The organism is candidate division KSB1 bacterium (genome assembly GCA_016214895.1).
Lineage (GTDB): Bacteria > Electryoneota > RPQS01 > RPQS01 > RPQS01 > JACRMR01.
Genome location: JACRMR010000002.1, coordinates 254224 through 271583, shown reverse-complemented (window position 1 = coordinate 271583; position 17360 = coordinate 254224). Strand labels below are relative to the sequence as shown.

12 protein-coding genes are annotated in these 17360 nt (G+C 62.0%); all 12 read right to left on the bottom strand.

All coding sequences use genetic code 11. The annotated features are described in order from the left end of the window. Positions 1–44: 44 nt before the first annotated feature. On the bottom strand, positions 45–944 hold the full coding sequence (locus tag HZB60_01060; protein MBI5058351.1) for a flagellin: 900 nt from the start codon (positions 942–944) through the stop codon (positions 45–47). Positions 945–1095: 151 nt separating this feature from the next. Then, positions 1096–2907 carry an asparagine synthase (glutamine-hydrolyzing) gene (gene asnB, locus HZB60_01055; GenBank protein MBI5058350.1) on the bottom strand — a complete coding sequence of 604 codons (1812 nt, stop codon included), beginning with the start codon at positions 2905–2907 and terminating at the stop codon, positions 1096–1098. A 5-nt stretch (positions 2908–2912) separates the two neighbouring features. Continuing rightward, the gene (flgN, locus tag HZB60_01050; protein MBI5058349.1) at positions 2913–3371 is read right to left on the bottom strand and encodes a flagellar export chaperone FlgN; all 459 of its coding nucleotides are present in this window, start codon (positions 3369–3371) and stop codon (positions 2913–2915) included. 30 nt (positions 3372–3401) lie between these two features. Continuing rightward, entirely contained in the window at positions 3402–4301 is a 900-nt protein-coding gene (locus tag HZB60_01045) for a flagellin (protein MBI5058348.1), read from the bottom strand. A 37-nt stretch (positions 4302–4338) separates the two neighbouring features. After that, on the bottom strand, positions 4339–4689 hold the full coding sequence (locus HZB60_01040) for a MerR family transcriptional regulator (GenBank protein MBI5058347.1): 351 nt from the start codon (positions 4687–4689) through the stop codon (positions 4339–4341). Positions 4690–4828: 139 nt separating this feature from the next. Beyond that, positions 4829–5452 (bottom strand): hypothetical protein, encoded by a 624-nt coding sequence (locus tag HZB60_01035; protein MBI5058346.1) that lies wholly within the window; start codon positions 5450–5452, stop codon positions 4829–4831. Beyond that, positions 5449–7080 (bottom strand): glycosyltransferase family 9 protein, encoded by a 1632-nt coding sequence (locus HZB60_01030; protein ID MBI5058345.1) that lies wholly within the window; start codon positions 7078–7080, stop codon positions 5449–5451. Before HZB60_01030 ends, HZB60_01035 begins: the two co-directional genes overlap by 4 nt. Next, positions 7073–8635, bottom strand: coding sequence for a glycosyltransferase family 9 protein (locus HZB60_01025; protein MBI5058344.1), 1563 nt, complete (start codon positions 8633–8635; stop codon positions 7073–7075). Before HZB60_01025 ends, HZB60_01030 begins: the two co-directional genes overlap by 8 nt. Next, positions 8635–10458: a glycosyltransferase gene (locus HZB60_01020; protein MBI5058343.1), complete on the bottom strand. Its 1824-nt coding sequence runs from the start codon at positions 10456–10458 to the stop codon at positions 8635–8637. Before HZB60_01020 ends, HZB60_01025 begins: the two co-directional genes overlap by 1 nt. Continuing rightward, on the bottom strand, positions 10451–11680 hold the full coding sequence (locus tag HZB60_01015) for a DUF115 domain-containing protein (GenBank protein MBI5058342.1): 1230 nt from the start codon (positions 11678–11680) through the stop codon (positions 10451–10453). Before HZB60_01015 ends, HZB60_01020 begins: the two co-directional genes overlap by 8 nt. Beyond that, positions 11677–14643: a glycosyltransferase gene (locus tag HZB60_01010; GenBank protein ID MBI5058341.1), complete on the bottom strand. Its 2967-nt coding sequence runs from the start codon at positions 14641–14643 to the stop codon at positions 11677–11679. Before HZB60_01010 ends, HZB60_01015 begins: the two co-directional genes overlap by 4 nt. Then, complete coding sequence (locus HZB60_01005; GenBank protein ID MBI5058340.1) at positions 14636–17356, bottom strand: glycosyltransferase; 2721 nt, start codon at positions 17354–17356, stop codon at positions 14636–14638. Before HZB60_01005 ends, HZB60_01010 begins: the two co-directional genes overlap by 8 nt. Between the last annotated feature and the right edge of the window lie 4 nt (positions 17357–17360).

Here is a 17360-nt window from a genome sequence, read left to right as displayed (position 1 = left end):
CGGAGCAGACGCGAGCGACCCGTTACGGGAGGGTCACGTCGGGCTTATCCGACCAGCTGTGCGACGAGATTTGGCAGTCCGTTCGCGGTCGAGAGCATCGAGACGCCGGTCTGCATCAGGATCTGAGCGCGCGTGAAGTTCGACATTTCGGCGGCGAAGTCGGTGTCGCGAATCGTGGATTCGGAAGCAACGGCGTTCTCCGTCGTGATCTTCAGGTTCAGGATCGTGTTCTGCAGGCGCTCGACCATCGAGCCGATAAACGTCCGCTCGGTGTCTTTCGAGTTGATGGCGTCAATCAGGGTATCGATGGCAGCCTGAGCGCTGGCGGTGTTGGAGACATCGAGGGATGCGATGCCGAGCGCGGAGGCGGTCATGCCGCCGAGATTGACGTAGTAGAAATCCTGGCCCGCGACGTTGTTTTCACCGATGTGGAACTTGATTCCTCCGGTGTTGGCGGCGGTCGTCACGGCGTTGAAACCGAGCGCCATCGTCGTGTCGCTGTTGGCGGTGGCGGCGGCGTGGCTGCCGTCCAGCAAGTAGTAGCCGTTGTAGTTGACCGTCTTGGTGATGCGGTCCACTTCGCTTTTGAGCTGCTGGAATTCGACGTTGGCCACCTGGCGGTCGAGGGTCGTCAGGACGCCGTTGGCGGCCTGCACGGCGATGGCGCGCATGCGAACGAGTTTTTCATCAACGACCGCGAGCGCGCCTTCGGCGGTTTGCAGCATGTTGACGTTGTAGTTCGCGTTTTTTTCCGCCTCCTGCATGCCGACGATATTCGCGCGCAGGCGTTCGGAGACACCGAGACCGGTCGGATCGTCCCACGCATAGTTGATGCGCAGACCGCTCGACAGTCTTTGGACCGCGGTATCGAGGTCCCGTTGCGTCGTCCAAACCGCGCGCTGCCCAGAAAGCGACAGCAGGTTGTGATTAATCCGAGTGCTCATGAATGTCCTCCTCCGAAGAGCGTGTCAGGGTGTTTCATCGTGCGAACCGGAACTTGCTTCCGCGGAAATGCCGCGGATTCCTTCAAATTATCGGCGCGCCGGAGGGGGACTTGAGCGATTTAGGCCTATTGGTTTTGCGTATCTAACGAATTCAGTTGATGTTGCGAGTTAGCCACTGATTGAGGCTGACAAGCAGCCAGATTTGTTGCAGATTGACATTTGCCGGGTTGCGATCCAACCACACGCGCAGTTGATCCATCTCAAAGATTTCAGCTAAGCTTTCACTTTGGCTCAAGTGCTGCAGCGCTTGTTGTCCCTCAGTGGATGCAAAGAGGGTATGAAGAGAGGCATCAAAGGGGCGTTTGGGACGGCGCCGGATCGAATCGGGGATCAAGTCCGCGAAGGTGGAGCGCAGGATTTCCTTGTTGTTCACCCTACCGTTCCGCAGCGGCGGCAGCGCGCTGACGAAATCGACGAGGTCGCGGTCGGTATAAGGGACGCGACCCTCGAGTGAAGCCGCCATGGTCGCGCCGTCGAGCCTTCCGAGGAGGTTGGGCAGGTGCACGTGCATTAGCACATAGCGCGCAGCGGCATCCGGCGGCAGTGCACGGGCCTGCGCGAAAGCGGCGGCGTACGGATCTTCGTCCTCCGCCCGCAGTACGGTATCGCGATAGGCAGGGCGCAAGAGCGGCAGTAAGTGGTGCAGCGGCCACCAGGCGGTGATGGAGGCGAAGAATCGTGACGGTGACGTGAGGTCGGCGCCGCGAAATTCGGCGGCGAGCGACTTCAGAAGCAAGGGTCGGTGCAGATTCGCGGCTTCAGTTCCGGCGAGGAAGGCCGTGAGCGACGCGACGATATGTGAATACCCGCCGAACAGCTCATCGGCGCCTTCGCCGGTCAGCGCGAGCTTGACGGACTTGCTTGCTTCGCGGGCCAGCGCGAAGATCAGCACTTCGTTGGGATAGCAGACGGGCAGGCCGCGGAGACGCGTGAGTTCACGCCAGGCGGCGAAGTACTCGGGCACCGTGACCCGCAGTTCGGTGTGATCGCAGCCGATGCTATCGGCCATGAGGCGTGCGGGCGGCAATTCGGATTCGTCATCGGCTAAGGCCACGGTGAATGTGCGAGGCGCGGCCTGCTGAACTTGCTTCAGCAAACAAGCGAGCACTGCACTATCCACGCCGCCGGAGAGGAACAAGCCGACCGGAGCATCGGCGACTACCTGTCGCTCGACGGCCTGCCGCAGGAGGTGACGCAGTGTGGCCTTGGTGGTGTTCTCGCTCAGGGGGGCGGCAGGCGCGGGGAAGCGAACCGGATTGACCTCCTCGGCGGACATCTGGCCGGGCCGGAGCTTGATCAGCTCGCCGGGCTGAACGGCCTTGACTCCGTCGAAGATCGTGCGCGTCGCGTAGGCCGGCTGGGCAAAGCGCAGAAAGTGCAGCAGTCCGGCGCGGTCGATGTCAGTCGCGGCCGCCAGGGATCCGGGTTCGGATGCGAAGTGGACACGCCCCGCGGCGGCGGCGTAATACATCGGCTTAATGCCGAAGGGGTCGCGGGTGAGTCTCAGGGAGTGGTCCGCGCGGTCATAGACCGCCGCGGAGTACATGCCGTTGAGGCGACTCCAGGCGGCGTCTCCGAATATTTGAAAAGCGGCGAGCACGACCTCGGTGTCACTGCGACCCTTGAAGCGGTGGCCGCGCACGGTCAGTTCGGAACGCAGCTCATGGTGATTGTAGATCTCGCCGTTGTACGCCAGCACCACGCGCTCGCCCGCCATGGGCTGCGTGCCGCCGCATTCGTCCACGAGGACCAGCCGGCGGTGGCCGAGGAACGCCCGCTCATCGCTCCAGCGTCCGGATTGTTCCGGACCGCGATGGATCAGACGCGCGGACACGCGTTCGGCGTCCGCGTGATCGAGCGTCTGGTTTTCCGTGAGCACGTACTGACCGTTAATTCCGCACATGTTCGCTACCGCTGAAAATTGACGCGGTGCTGCGAGTGCGGGGCACCGCCGTAGCGCTTCATTACACTGCGCTTCACCACGAGCTCTCCGAGTCGATGACCGACGACTTGCTCATGTTGGATGGCGGTGCGGAGATTGAAGCGCTCGACCGCCTGCACGCGCGTGAGCAGCGATGCGCAGCCGGCGATTTCGTCGCGCAGAGTTTCGGGTCCGGCCCAGGAATTGGGCTGGCCAAAGGAGACTCCGAGTTCCTGAAGCTGATCCGCCAGGACCGCCGCCCGACTCCAGACGGCATCTTTCCGCTCGGTCAGCTCCAGCAGATGGTCATAATTGTCATCCTGCAGGGCATCAGATTGCAGTCGTGACAGCTGGAACAGGCGGTCGCAGTGCAATTTGAACTCATGCAGGACGGACTCCAGGGGAGTCCGTCCATTGCCTGCCAATTCGCGTCGTTGAATCGTCATTGCATCAAGTAGTTAGCGAGGCGAGTTGCGTTAGCCGACCAATTGGGCGACGATCTGCGGAATCTGGTTGGCCTGGGACAACATGCTGACGCCGGTCTGCATGAGGATTTGTGCGCGCGTGAAGTTGGACATCTCCGCAGCGAAGTCGGCATCGCGAATCGTGGATTCGGACGCGGTAGCCGATTCTTGCGAGATCTTGAGGTTGAGAATCGTGTTCTGCAACCGATTGACCATGGACCCGAGGAAGGTCCGGGTGACATCCTTGGAATTGATCGCATCGATCAGGGAATCGATGGCGGCCTGCGCACTGGCGGTATTGGAGACGTCAAGGGTCTCGAGGGCGAGCGCGGACGCCGTCATGGCGGCGACATTAATGTAGTAGTAGTCTTGACCCACGACATTGTTTTCGCCGATGTGGAATTTGATTCCCGTGCCGGAGGAGGCGGTGGTCACGGCATTGAAGCCAAGGGCGAGCGTGGTGTCGGTGTTAGCCGTCGCCGACGCGCGGCTGCCGTCGAGCAGGTAGAAGCCGTTGTAATTGGTCGTGCGGGCGATGCGGTCCACTTCGCTTTTGAGCTGCTGGAATTCCACATTGGCCACCTGGCGATCGAGCGTGGTGAGCACGCCGTTGGCGGCCTGCACGGCGATGGCGCGCATGCGGACCAGTTTTTCGTCGATCACGGCCAACGCGCCTTCGGCGGTTTGGAGCATGTTGACGTCATAGCTGGCATTGCGTTCGGCCTCACCCATGCCAGCGATCGAGGAGCGGAGGCGTTCGGAGATTCCGAGTCCGGTTGGGTCGTCCCAAGCGTAGTTGATTCGCAACCCCGACGACAGTCGCTGGACCGCCGTATCCAACTCGCGCTGGGTAGTCCAGATCGCACGCTGTCCGCCAAGGGACAGCAGATTGTGATTGATACGTGTAGACATTTGTCGTCTATCTCCTAACCTTTGATGGTTGAAAATTTCACTCTTTGACCAGCTTTTTCAGCAGATACTCGGACATGGCGCGCGCGAGTTCAGCCACGGGATCGGAGGGCGGAATCTCGTTTTTGTCGATCTTCTTCAGGAGATCGAGCTTTCGTCTGGCCCCGTCGATCGTATAGCCCTGGACCTTGACCAGATAGTTGATCTTTTCGAGATCGGCGATGGCCTGATCGTCGTATCGTCGCTGATTGCCGGTCGTTCGCTGTGGATCGAGGAAGTGTTCGAACTCCTTTTCCCAGTAGCGAATGGTCGGCTTGGGAATGCCGGTGATGGCATGGACTTGCCCGATGGAAAACAGCTTGGGTTTTGCGAATCCCCGTCCTCGTGTCATGGCTTCACGCTCCTGTAGTTTCGATAATCCGGGAGCCGGTGCAAACGGTTGGCTCAATAGAGATATCGGAAAGACCTGAGCAGAACTTTAGCATTTTTGCGGGCGGCGGTGCGATTTTCTTTTCGGTTTGGCTTGCGGCTCAGTGGACGGACCCGGCGGCCTCGTCCGCGGCCATGGCTTCGAGGATTCGATCCCAGCCGGCCATGAAGGAGGGGAGTTCGTATTCGAACTCATCAGCGATGGTCACGTAGTCACCGGCAGCCTGTGCTTTATAGATTCGATCGAGGGTCGGGAGCAATTCACCGACGGCCGTATTGAGGGCGGCTCGCGCGGCACCCGTGGAGGCCTCCTTGGTTGCCCGTGTAACATGGTCGAGACCCGCCATGACGAGCTTCAGATCGTCGAGGAAAGTCGCCAGCTCGTTGTTGGCGGTGAATTCGTCGCCGATTCTGAACTTCCGGGCAATGGGTTTAGTTTGGGTCCGCATGTGGCCGATCATCTGGACCGTGTGATCGATGGTCTGCTGCCGGAGGGCGGCCGGCTCGGTAATTAGCAGATCGAGTTGCTGGCAGCTTTGGACGGAGCGGGACAATCGTTGGCGGCGCTGCCAGCCGTCCGGGAGCGGGTGACCGTCGAGGGCCACACCGCTGACGACCTTGCCGGCGGAGCGGATTTCGTCTTTCAATTCGGCGAGGACCTGGCCGACCGTGGTATCGCCATCGGCGACGCGATTCAACAAGAAGCCATTGAGGGTGATTTTCATGGCTGCACTCCAAGCAAGGGGTTAGGAAGACTCAAATGTCGTTGAGGTGATTTCGGTGTGCCTGCGATGACAGCGAGGATCGCGCACAGCCATTCGTAAAGCGCCAGGGTTTCGGTGCTCTGTTCAGCGAGCGTGACTCCCGCCAGGCTGGACCTGCCAAGTTGGTGGAAGTTCCATAGCGCTTCGAGCGGGCCGCCGTTCTTGAGTGTCGCGGCGATCGTTCGTTCGGCGCGTTCGATCCGGCCTCCGAGTTCGGAGCAGCGGCGGACCTGGAGGGGTTGCCGGCGCGAGATGTGCACGAGCTCGACGGCGGAACTTCGCGCGGCGGAGGCCGCCGCCAGAGCCTTACGGGCCGCCTCGATCAACGCGGTCGTGGTAACCGGATCGGGCGTAGCCGGACCCATTGCTGATTCCATGGCGTAGATCCACATGGGCCGCAGTTCGTGGTTTAGCTCCCAGCGCCGGTCGCGCGCTTCGCGATTGAGCGGTTCGAGGTCAAGCAGCGCATCGGTTGGATTGACAACGGTCCGGAACACGCGCGCAGCACTCAGATCATCGGCCGCCGGTGCGACCGACGACAGGGCTGCCTGTGCCAGCGCGGAAATCGTCTCGACGGAAACGGTTCTGGCGCACTCGGAGATCGCGCACGGTCGCTGCGGCAGGCAGGGGAAGCACTCAGAAGTCGGTTCGACGACGTAGTGGCCGGACCCATAGGGCGCGGTTTCTGAGGCCAGAGCCGTTCCGACGGTGATTGCAATCACTTGCGTTCGGACGGCAGCGGCGAGGTGCATGGGGCCGGAATCATTGGTGATCAGCAGGTCGCATGACTCGAGGACGGTCGTCAGTTCAGGAATATTCGTTCGGCCGATCAGTGACACAACCCCGGGGCTACCGGCGAACGCCTCCGCGAGGTCGGAATCGCGCGGTCCACCGATGATGATCAGCTCGGCCCCCCACCGCGCGCGCAGTTCACGGGCCAGCCTGACGTAGGACGCGACCGGCCAGCACTTGGAGCGATGGGAAGCGCCGGGATGAATCGCAAGGCGTGGCGGCCGGGTTGACTTCGTTACCGCGAGGCCGGCGACTTGCTCTACCTGCGGAACGTTCAGTCGCAGAAATCGTTCAGCCCGCCAATCGACATCACGCACGCAGTTCGCATAGATATCCACGAGATTGAATTGACACCAGGGGCGCGCGAGATTCGTCGCGAAGAAGTAGCGCAGCCACGGTGCGTTCACGCGTTGGAGTCCGCCGCGGTCCAGCGTGACGCCCATCCCATGCTCCCCGACCAGCAAGTAGTTCAGGAGCGTCGCCGGGCGTGTGTGAGTCAGATTCCAGACCGAATCGAACGCCTCGCCCCGGAGTTCGCGCAGGTAGTCGCGGTAATGACTGATGGCGGAGGGCAGATCATGATTCGCGCCTGAGGCGAGCGCCGGGAGCAAATGCTCGAGGCGAACGGTGTGAATCTGATCCACCGCCGGGAGCATGGCCGCCACATCGCGGAAGCACTCCTCGACGAGCAGATGGAGTTCGCCATCCGGATCGCGCCGCTTCAATCGTCGCAGGAACGGGCCGGATTGAACGAGATCGCCCATGCGACTGATTGCCAGTACGAGGGTTTTATGCATTCACGACTCCCGAACCGCGACGCACCGGCAGCGGACGATTCACTTCGCTCAGCAATTGAACCGCTCTCGCCATGAGCTCCACAAAGGACTCGAAAGCCGCCAGATAGCGGCGGGCGTCGTCGCGGGGCAGACAGCTCCAGGCCACTTGCAGGTATGATGCAATGGGTTTGGCCAGGCGACTGGATTGTTCGAGCGTGGGCAGCTGGTTTGACCATGACGAATCTCCGCGCGCGACGGCGGTAACGGCGCAAGCCGCGATTTCCGTCAGTGCACGGGCGGTATCGCCGGCCTGCCTGCGAATATCGTGCGGCAGGAGTGTCAGGTCCGCAGCGGGCGCCGGAACGCGAAAGAGTCGCAACCAGAACGCGCGCAGGAATTCCAACTCCGCTTGCGACGCTCCGGTGTGCGGTCGATTCAGCAACCGCGGCCGGAAGCCGTGGTGATCGGACAGACTGGTTCGCCACACTCGAACGCCCGGCAGGGATCGCAGCAGTTCCGGGTGCAGCAATGCGGACTCGACCGTCTCGACCGTTATGGCCTGCGCACAGCCGCAATTGCCGCAGGTTGAGCGATAGTTGCAGGGTGCATAAGACAAGTCAGGCTCAAGGGCAAGCGCTCCGCCGAGGTAGGGACCGGTGTCTTTCACGGCGGCCGGGCCGATGTAGAGTCCCACGACGCGAGTCCCTACGGCCGTAGCGAGATGCAGCGGGCCGGTGTCGTTGCCGACGGCGCAGTCGGCGCGCTCCAGAATGGCGGCGAGCGTGCCCAGATCAGTACGTCCGCAGATCGCGGTTGCATCGCCGTGGGATGCCCGTTCGATTTCCGAGCCGACATCGGCCTCGCTCCGGGACCCGACAACAACGCTCGCGATGCCGCTTGCGCGCAACTTGCGCGCAAGCGCTGCAAAGGACGTGGACGGCCAGCGGCGCTCCGGGGTGCTCGCTCCGGGAATCATCACCACGAATCGCCCTGTCGCAGGCGCACGCGTCACGGACGTCAGAAGTTCCTGCGCGCACTTGCGATCGGATTCCGTCACCATGAAGCTCAAGCGGGCGGGAGCGTTTTGCGGAGCAAACACGTGGCGATAAATATCGACGAGATGAAAGGGGTTCAGGCTGCGCTCGCGAATGACGCTCAGGGTATAGAGCAGCCAGGGGTCCGCGCATTCCGGACCGGAGCGATCCCGCCGGACCATGCCGTAGGCGTTTTGCGGACGCATCGCGCCGCAGAGCAATGCAGAGTGCGGCGTGTGCGAAAGATTCACCAGGGTCTCCGGCGCGCCGAGCGAATGGTCGTCCAGCAGTTGCTTCGCGAGTCGCAGCGCAGTGGCCTGACGGCCGTGTCGCGAATCGAGTTCGCCGACGAACCGGTCAAGCTCGAAGCCGATCACGTGATCAACGCCGGGCAACCGGCGGGCGACTTCCGTAAAGGCATCCAGCACGATCAGCGTGATTTGCCGCTCCGGGTGTCTGCGGCGCAACGCGAGAATCAGCGGGCCGCTCTGCAGCAGGTCACCGAGGCGCGTGAAATTTACGATGACGGCGGTGGGCGCCATCAGGCGATAACCCCCCGTTCCACACCCCAATCGCGGAATTCTTTCATCAGCAGGAACATTGCTTCGGGCCGGCTGAGCGTCCCGCTGCCGTCCTGAATTCGCCCGACGATATCATCCAGAGTCAAGGCACGTTCGCCATCGAAGGTGGAGAGAAAGGCGGTCAGCTCGTCGTCCCCCGCAGCGGCCGCGAGCAGACTCGCGAGGTAGTTGGGATTGCGACGGCGAACCTTTAACTCCGGCCACCAGCCGCTCAGCAGATCGAGGGCGGTCGCCAGGCGATGCTCGTAGGTGTGCTCACGCAGGACGCGCTCGCGCGCGGCGCCGGCGATGACTTGGCGTGGCGCGGGATGGTCAAGGTAATAGGACACCAATCCGGGCAACTCGTCGATGCTGTCGAAGACGACTTGTTCCGTACCTTCCGCGAACAACTCGGCGAGCTCCGTTCGGCGATCCACGAGCTGAAAAGCTCCGCAGGCCGCGAGCTCGAAGGTCCGCGGATTGACGAAGTCTCCGGCGGGATCGACGGACGACGAGCGCATCGAGCTATGGAGATTCAGATTAACCTCGGTGGCGTTGAAGACGTTGACACACTCCGCGCTCTCGAGTCGCCGCCCGTGCTCCTGCACGATCGTGGCGAGCGGTCCATGATCCGGCCAGTCGTTGCCCCAGATTTTGAAGTCCGGGAGCCGCAGTTCGCTGAAGGCGGCGCGGCGATTGGGATAGCCGGCGCCGACGAAGGACGTACGGCTGCCGAAGCGCGTGCGGACTTCCGGATCGAGATTCAACGGACGATGCACGCGGGGATCGGCAGCCAGCGGCAGGTAGGCGGAATTGCGAATTCCGGCATCGGCCAGGGCCTGCACGAATTGGCCGCGCTGGATCGTGAAGAACGCGTCATAATGCGGGCCGATTTCCCGCCAATAGTCGAACAGGCGGAAATCCTCCACGAACCAGAAAGCGGTTCGCACTCCGGCCTGTTTTAACTCCGCAAGGGTGGCCGGAACGAGCGGAGTCTGCGCCACCGCCCACACCAGATCGGCACGGAACTCGATCGCACGTGCGGCGATCATCTCACTGAGCAGCGTGGCATGGAGGCCTTGCAGTGCGCGACGATGCGTGGGGCTGGAGGTCAGACTTTCCAGTGCGCGGTGAGGCCCGTGATATTCCGCGAGATCGAACAACTCGACGTCATGGCCGAGTCTGCTCAGGGCAGCGGCGCAATAGCGGGCAATCGGATAGGAGCCGCCGTACATGGGTGTAGGAACGAGTATGCGCAGAGTGCCGGTTGATGATGGCGGCGCGGAGGTGCCGAGGGCCGCCTCATAACGATCTTTCGCCGCTCGGTAGCCGGGAGTTCCGCGCAGGACCACGGTCGGCGCGGCGGACCGCTCAAGTTCGAGCAACCCGGCGCCGACGACGGTCCAGCGACAGATAAGCTTCGTCGGTTCCCAGACGCGAAGTTGCAACGCTTTACGCGCGATGGCAGGTTCGGTTTCGACGCAGATCAGTTCGGCGACGGTGTTCGGACACTTGCAAGCGAGGAACTCCTGCGCGGCCTGGATGAGATAGCCAAGTCCGGGTCCGAGGATCACAATTCGGACGCGACCGCCGGTTGCAGCGGCCACAATCTGCGATTCGAAGGCGGCGATCAAAGCCGTTGCCTCAGCCAGCGGATTTACGGCGGAGTGCAAGCGCACGCCGCCATACTGCAAGATCGGCGAGTTGTCGCGCGCGTAGGTCGTGGGCAGGTCACCGGCAGACGAGATCGCGTTGCGGTCCGTCGCCCACGGAACGTATTTTTCGAGTTCGGCGATTTCAGGCATGTGCGGAAACCAGTAAAGTGCTCTGACTCAGCAGCGCATGGAGGTCTAAGGGAGCGACGCGGCAAGTTCCGCGCAGTTCTCTGCCCTGCGGCAAGACGTGGAAGACCCGGGGAGCGGCCGCTCGACTGTCGAGCAACGACTCGAGCGCAAAGCGCATGGCGCGATATCTAGGCGCCAGTGCGAGGCCGGTATTGCCGCTGGCGGACCGCTTGCAGTGGGCAGCGTATGGGCGGGTACCCTGGCCGAGATCGACGCCGATCAACACGATGCGCGGCGGATTCGCGGCGATCGCGAAGTCGAGCGCGGGAACGACAGAAGTGCCGCCGCGGGCTTGCAGTGGCTCAACATTGGAATCGCCGCGAAAGCAATGACGGTGGTGTGCGCTCAACACGGACTCATTTGTTGACATGAACACGATCAGCGGAGTGCCTTCGGTCACATCGGCTAAGTCGCGCGCCGCCGCCGGAAGCCGCTCCAGCACCACGACGGCATCCGGGTTCAATCCGGCAGCCGCGAGGGCGGGACAGGCGCCGCTAACCGCGATAATCGACAGTTGCGCTCGATGTTCCCGGAGCGCGCTCACACTCGCATCGAGTGAAGGACCCGCTCCCACGACACACATGGTTTTGTGACGGTCGATTCTCAAGTCTGTCCACGCTGGAAGTGCATCCAGCAAATGTCGCGCATCGATCGAAACCGACTTCAAGAGCGGATTGTAAACCGTCGCGCTTGCACGCTCGCTTTGCAGCGCGATCATGAGTTCCGAAAACGGTGTCGCCTCGACTCGTGCCAGTGCGGCGCAGTAGGGCGCGATCATCACCCTGGATTCAGGCACCAGATCCGCGAGTGCTTCGGCGAGCGCAACAGGATTGGCGCTCGTGAGCAGGTGAAAGGTCCGGGCAGCGAGCGCGGGCTCGCGGCGGGCAGCCAAGTCAGCCAGGGCCGCGAGCGCCGGATCCGGCTCGATCACCGTCAGCGACGCGGGCGGGATCAACAATTTCGCGATGGCTTGCGCAAGATAGCCCAATCCAAACCCGATCAACAATGTCGAGCCGGAAGTCTCCGTGACCAGCGAGTCGGCGATGTCGGCGGCTTCGGCCACCGGGTCCACCCCGCTGTGAATGTGCAAGCCACTCGGAATATGCACGGCGGTGAGGGCACCGGACCGGGCCGCCTGCAATTCGTAGCTGGCAAAACGGCGATAGGATGTACCCGGCATCATATGGTTTCGAGATGCTCTACTTGACTTGATGACCTTGGAGGCCGAACCCGCTCGAGCAGCAAATTGTAGGCGTTGTGCAGCCATAGGTCCTTTGCGATTGCGGCCACTTTGTCGCGCGCCCGGGTCACAATCGCAGAGCGCAAGTGCTCGCTGACGATCAGTTGTTCCAACGCATCAGCCCAGTGGTTCCGCTGGTCATCCGCAAGCAGCCCGGTTAGGCCGTGTTGAACGACGTCGCTGTATGGCTGTGCACGAGAGAAGATGCCGGGGACTCCCAGTAACGCGCATTCATAGAATTTCAGCGGCGTACGCGCGCGATTTGCCGGGGAATCGATCAGCGGAACGCAGATCAGGTCAAGATCGAAGTCTGCTAATCGCTGCAGGTGCTGCGCATAGTCGCTCAGTAGTGGTCCTCCCATCCGAACTTGCGGATGGTAGCACAGATCGCCCGGTCGAGCTCCCCAGTAGTACAGCATGGTACGCGGATTCCGCTCCAGAACCGTCTCCAGGGCCGGCAGCAGCATGCCGACATCCGTCGCATGCGCGGGGCCCGAGATCAATCCGATGCGGAGGTCGTGACGATGTTCGAGGCGCTTCGATTTGGCTTCGACGAGGGCGACCGGCGGCGCACTATGCAGGACGACGGAGTCGATGCCGTGCGCGGCGAGTTGCAGATGGAGCGGCACTGAGCTTGCGGTAACGACGTCAGCCGCGTTCATCAGTTTCCAGAAGGCGCGCTCCCATTCCGCGCGCCGTTGACCGCGCCGGGATTCCTGTCGAAAGCGGTCCAGCATGAGGTCATCGCTATCAACGACCAGCCTGCGAACCGGGTCGTTTCGACGCTGGACTAATGAATCGATCAGTCGTGCGTCGGACAGCGGACGGAAGATGATCACGGTAGCGGCGTTGTCAAGCAGACGAGTGATCGTTGAGTGATCACAATCGTTGGCTTGAATCCATGCGAAATCGCGATCGGGCCGTAAATCGAGTTGAGCGAGCGGCAGGATCCAACGCGTCATCGCTCCGGCCGAAACGGCGGGCTCATCCGAGATGAACAGGAGATCGAATTGCCGCACCGTTCGGGAGCTTCGTTGACAGGCGGATGCGGACGGTAAGGTGGCTGCCCATCGATCATCGAATCGCAGTTTGTTTGCTGCTTCCGCCTGAAATCTACCGGGGGTTGAGCCGCGGCAGTGAGTCACGACGGCACCGGCGGCACAGCGACAGTTCGCACCGAGCTGAGCGGCACGTAAGCAGAGGTCGATGTCCTCGTAGCCATTCACATAGGCCTCATCGAATCCACCCAGCTCGCGATAGAGCTGCCCCTCGATGAGCATGGCGATGCCCGACACCGCGGCGACGGTAGCATCCTGCGGGACCGGGACGGCTTCGCCGTGGCAAATCTCCGTGATGGCCTGCGACGTCAGGCGCAAACCGCAATTCTGCACAGTACCGTCCGGGTACAGGATTGTAGGTGTCGTGATTGAGCCGCGCCGCCGTGCCGCAAACAGGTGCGAAATGGAACCGGCGGTGAGCTCGACGTCGTTATTCAGAAACAGCAGCCAGTCGCCGACCGCGCTGGCTGCGCCAGTGTTGCAGGCCTGTGCGAAGGTCAGCGAATTGTTACTTGTCAACAGGGTGATTCGCGGATCGGTGACCGGCAGCCGGCTTCGCGCTGCGGGGCCGCTGGAGACCACGACGATCTGCGACACGCATTGCGCGGGCAGGCGAAGCAAGCTGCGCAATAGGCCGTCCGTGTAATGAACAGATCCGCATTCGGGGATCACGATCGTAAGCCGTTCGGCGGCAGCGCCGTCCAGATCGGGATAAACTGCGGGCTGCGGCGCGGGATTGTCAAAGAACTGCTGGCGCTCGGCGCTGCGCAAAGTCGCGTAGGAATCGGCGGCTCCGAGCCGCTCCAGAATCAGACCGTGTGTGTCAAGTCCGGTGCGCCACCACTCGCATCCGTTGTCGGAAAGGTTGGTGGTTTCCGCGGGCGGAATGTCCATCAGCGCAAGGTCGAGCACGCTGTTGATCAGTCGATCATCAAACCGGATCACTTGCCCGACGTACATGTTCTTGCGGTATGGTGCCGTATAGTGCGGAACGGCGGTATGGTGGTAGAGCCCGATGCAGCGACAGCCAAGCTCGGCGGCGAGATGCAGCGCGCCGGTATCCGCTCCGATTACGACGTCGGTCGCACCAAGCGTCGCGATCAGCTCCGCCAAGTCGGTTGCACCACGGCGATCCGACAGTCCGCGCCGGTTGCGACCAGCATCAGCCAGCACATCACACTCAGCCGGAGGCGCCAACCCCAGCAAGACAATCGCGACGTTGCCCTGCGACCCGAGATCATGCGCAAGGTTTGCCACCCACGTCGGCGGCATTGAGCGCACCGGATCGCCGGAGTCGCAGAGGATCGCTACGGTTCGTTGTCCGGGTGAGCGCGAACGGCGCTCCCCCACGGGGGGCAGCTCTGCGGCGGCTGCGTCCTGGCAACCCGCCATTCTACGCCATGCATCCGCAAGGTGAACGGCCGCGGGACGTTGTTCAAGGACGCGCTGTTCGATCCAGGCGATCGGATCCGGCGTGACCATTCTTGAGTCTTCTCGTCGATAGCCGAGCAGCGACCGCGGCTGCGCGCTTTCCGCGAATCGGACCGCAGCGAGCGAGCGAGAAAGGACGATGGCCGAGTCGCACATTCCTTCATCCGATGTCGCGAAAGCACAGATTTGGCTTAGCAGAACAGGCTGCGAACCTGCATGCCGCGCCAACCCGCTCCACTCCGCGAGCGGAACGGGCAAGAAGTTATTGACTTCCGGCAGCAACCGGGCCACCGGCAGGTATCGCTCGTCACAGCTTAGCGTGACGCGCCAATCGTGTCGTCGCAATTCGGCCAGCAGGGGTCGCGTGTGCAGAATATCGCCGAGGCGCGACCACTGAATGACAAGTGCGTCAGGCATCCACCATCAGAGATTTTTCGAAGTGGGCCATGATCTCATGTGCGGCGGCGTGATTAGCGTCGAGTTCGAGCACCCGGCGGCAGGTCTCGACGGCGCGCGTGAGCAGGCCGGCTTTCCAATAGGCTCCGCACAAGTTGAAGAGGAAGTTCGTATCGTCGGGGTTCTGGGCAACGTAGTTTTCGAGGTGCGGCAGCGCGGCCTCCGGCTTGTTGGCCTCCATCGCCGAGCGGTACAGGTAGAACAGCGCCTCGGCATTGTCCGGATCATTCTCGAGCACGCGCTCGAAGCGCGCGATGGCCGCATCATGACGGTTGCGCGCCGCCAGCGAGAGTCCGACTCCGAATTCGCCTTTGAGGGCATTTGGATTTTTTGCCAGGGCCGTCATGAAACTGTATTGCGCCGCGAGCCAGTTTTCCTCCAACATAGCAATTGTACCCAAGCCGAGGTACGGACGCTCGGATTCGCCATTCAGGCGAATGGCCTCGTAGTACGCCTGTTCCGCGCTCGCGGTCTCATTCAAACGCGTCAAGCAGTTGCCGAGCGTTTGCCAGGTTTCAAAGCCGTCCTCGTTAGCGAGCGTCAAGCGACTTTCGACGATCCGCTGCAACAGGTCCGCCGCGCCGCGGAAGTTTCCGTCGGAATAGAGCGACTGCGCCTGATCGAAGAGTGAGTCGGAGTTAACCGGGTTCGCGGTCGCGGCGGGAACGGTCACCGAGTTCGTGGCCAGCTGTCCATAGGTACCGCCGTGTTCGCCCCAGGTAATCGTCATCCCGTATTGCGCGAGCAGTTCCTGCTCGTCGCTCTGGACCTTGTTCGCCCACTTTTGGGTAAAGCGCTCGAGATTTTCGCGATCGTGATCCTTGCGACCGGGCGAGGACTCTTCGTGATGCACGACTTTACATTCCGGCGTGTAGTAGCAAGCCAGCCCGGCCTCCTGAAGTCGCAGGCAGAAATCCACGTCCTCGAATCCGTTGACATATCCCTGGTCCAGGCCGTCGAGTTGCGCGAACACCGAATTTGGCACCAGCATGCAGGCGGCGGTAACCGCGTTCATCCGGCGCTCGGTATTAACCGCGGGGTGATCCGGCCGGAAATTCTGAAAGACATGGTAGGGGATCTTGCGATCGTTGAACGCGAGCCCGGCATGCTGCACCGTTCCGTCCGGATAGGTAAGCAGGCCGCCGACCGCGCCCACGTGCTCGTGCCGCTTCGCGCAGGACATCAGCGCATCAAGCCAGCCCGATTGCGGTCGCGTGTCATTGTTGAGGAACACGAGAAAGCGTCCTTCGGCCAGGCGGGCGGCGGCGTTGCAGGCGGCGGCGAAGCCCAGATTGCTGGAGAAGCGCAGCAATTTGACGTCGCCCTCGATGGCTTTCAGCATGGCGACGGTGTCGTCCGCGGATCCGTTGTCGACGAAGATGACCTCGAAGTTTGCGGCGGGATCGTTGGCGCAGATCGACTCGATGCACTCGCGGGTGAGTTCCACGCGATTGTAGCAGGGAATAATGATGGACGCATCGAATCGAAAAGAGTCGGCTGTCGCAGAATTCATGGCGTTCTCCCGAACGTTATTTTGAGCTGAGATTGAAGTTTCAGAGGGAATCTGCCGCGCCGATTTCCGGTCGCCGGGGCAGAGCACGCGTTCATAGATCACGCGTGTGCGCAAGCCGAATTCACGCCAGGTAAACTTACGCGCTTCCGTGGCGGCGCTCGAACCGTCGCCGCGCGCCAGTGCGCGCCGTACGGCGTCGTGGATCGAGGCCGGATCATCGGGCTCGCAGAGCTCGATGCTATGGGGTGTCAGGTAATCCGTAATTGCACCCCACGAAGACGCTACGACCGGCGTCCCGAGCAGCGCGGCTTCCAGCGACACGAGACCGGGCAACTCGAACCAGCTTGGGAGCACGTGAACAGCCGCGGCGCTCATGAGCGCGGCGAATGCCTCGGATTCGAGTTTGCGAACGAAGCGCACGGGGAGGCCGGCTGCGTATTGGTGTACGAGCTCCACGTACGGGGCTTGCACACTGGCCGTGCCGATCGCGAAAACAATGGGAATGCCAGTGTGTTCCAGCGCTTTGAGCAGCATCAGTTGGTTCTTGCGCGTCTCCAGCCGTCCGCAGCAGAGGACGAAGCGGTCAAGTCCGAGCTCCTTTGCAACGCGCTCGATCGCCGAGACGCTCGCCGGTCGGATACTGTCCGCTCCGAAATGCACGGTGTGCACGAGATCCGCCCGGATGTCATAGTCGCGAACCAGGCGGGCGGCCTCGGTAGCACCGCAAGCAAACACGGCGGCTGCATCGCGAAGCACCTCGCGGTTTTCGACGACGGGGCCATCACTCGTGTTTCGAATTGCTTTTAGCTCCGCGTCGAAGCGCATCTGATTCCGGCCCGCGCGCAGATAGTCGCGGAAGAGCGGAATTGTCGCGATCGACTTGCGCACGTAGCGCGGCCAGTCCTCATAGAGCGCAGTGAGCACGTAGGGCTTGCCGGCCTGATTACAGTTTTCGCGAAAGCGTCGCGCTTCATCGCCGATGGTTAAGTTGACGATATGCACGAGGTCGAATTCGGAGACGTCCCGTTCGCCGGCACAGAGTTTGACATCCACGTCGAGCTTTGACAGCTCCTCGTGCAGTTGGTGCATCACCACGGTGTCCCCGCCCGGGACGATGAAGGCGGCGGCGCGATTCTGAATCAGAACTCTGAGCTTTCGCATCTCT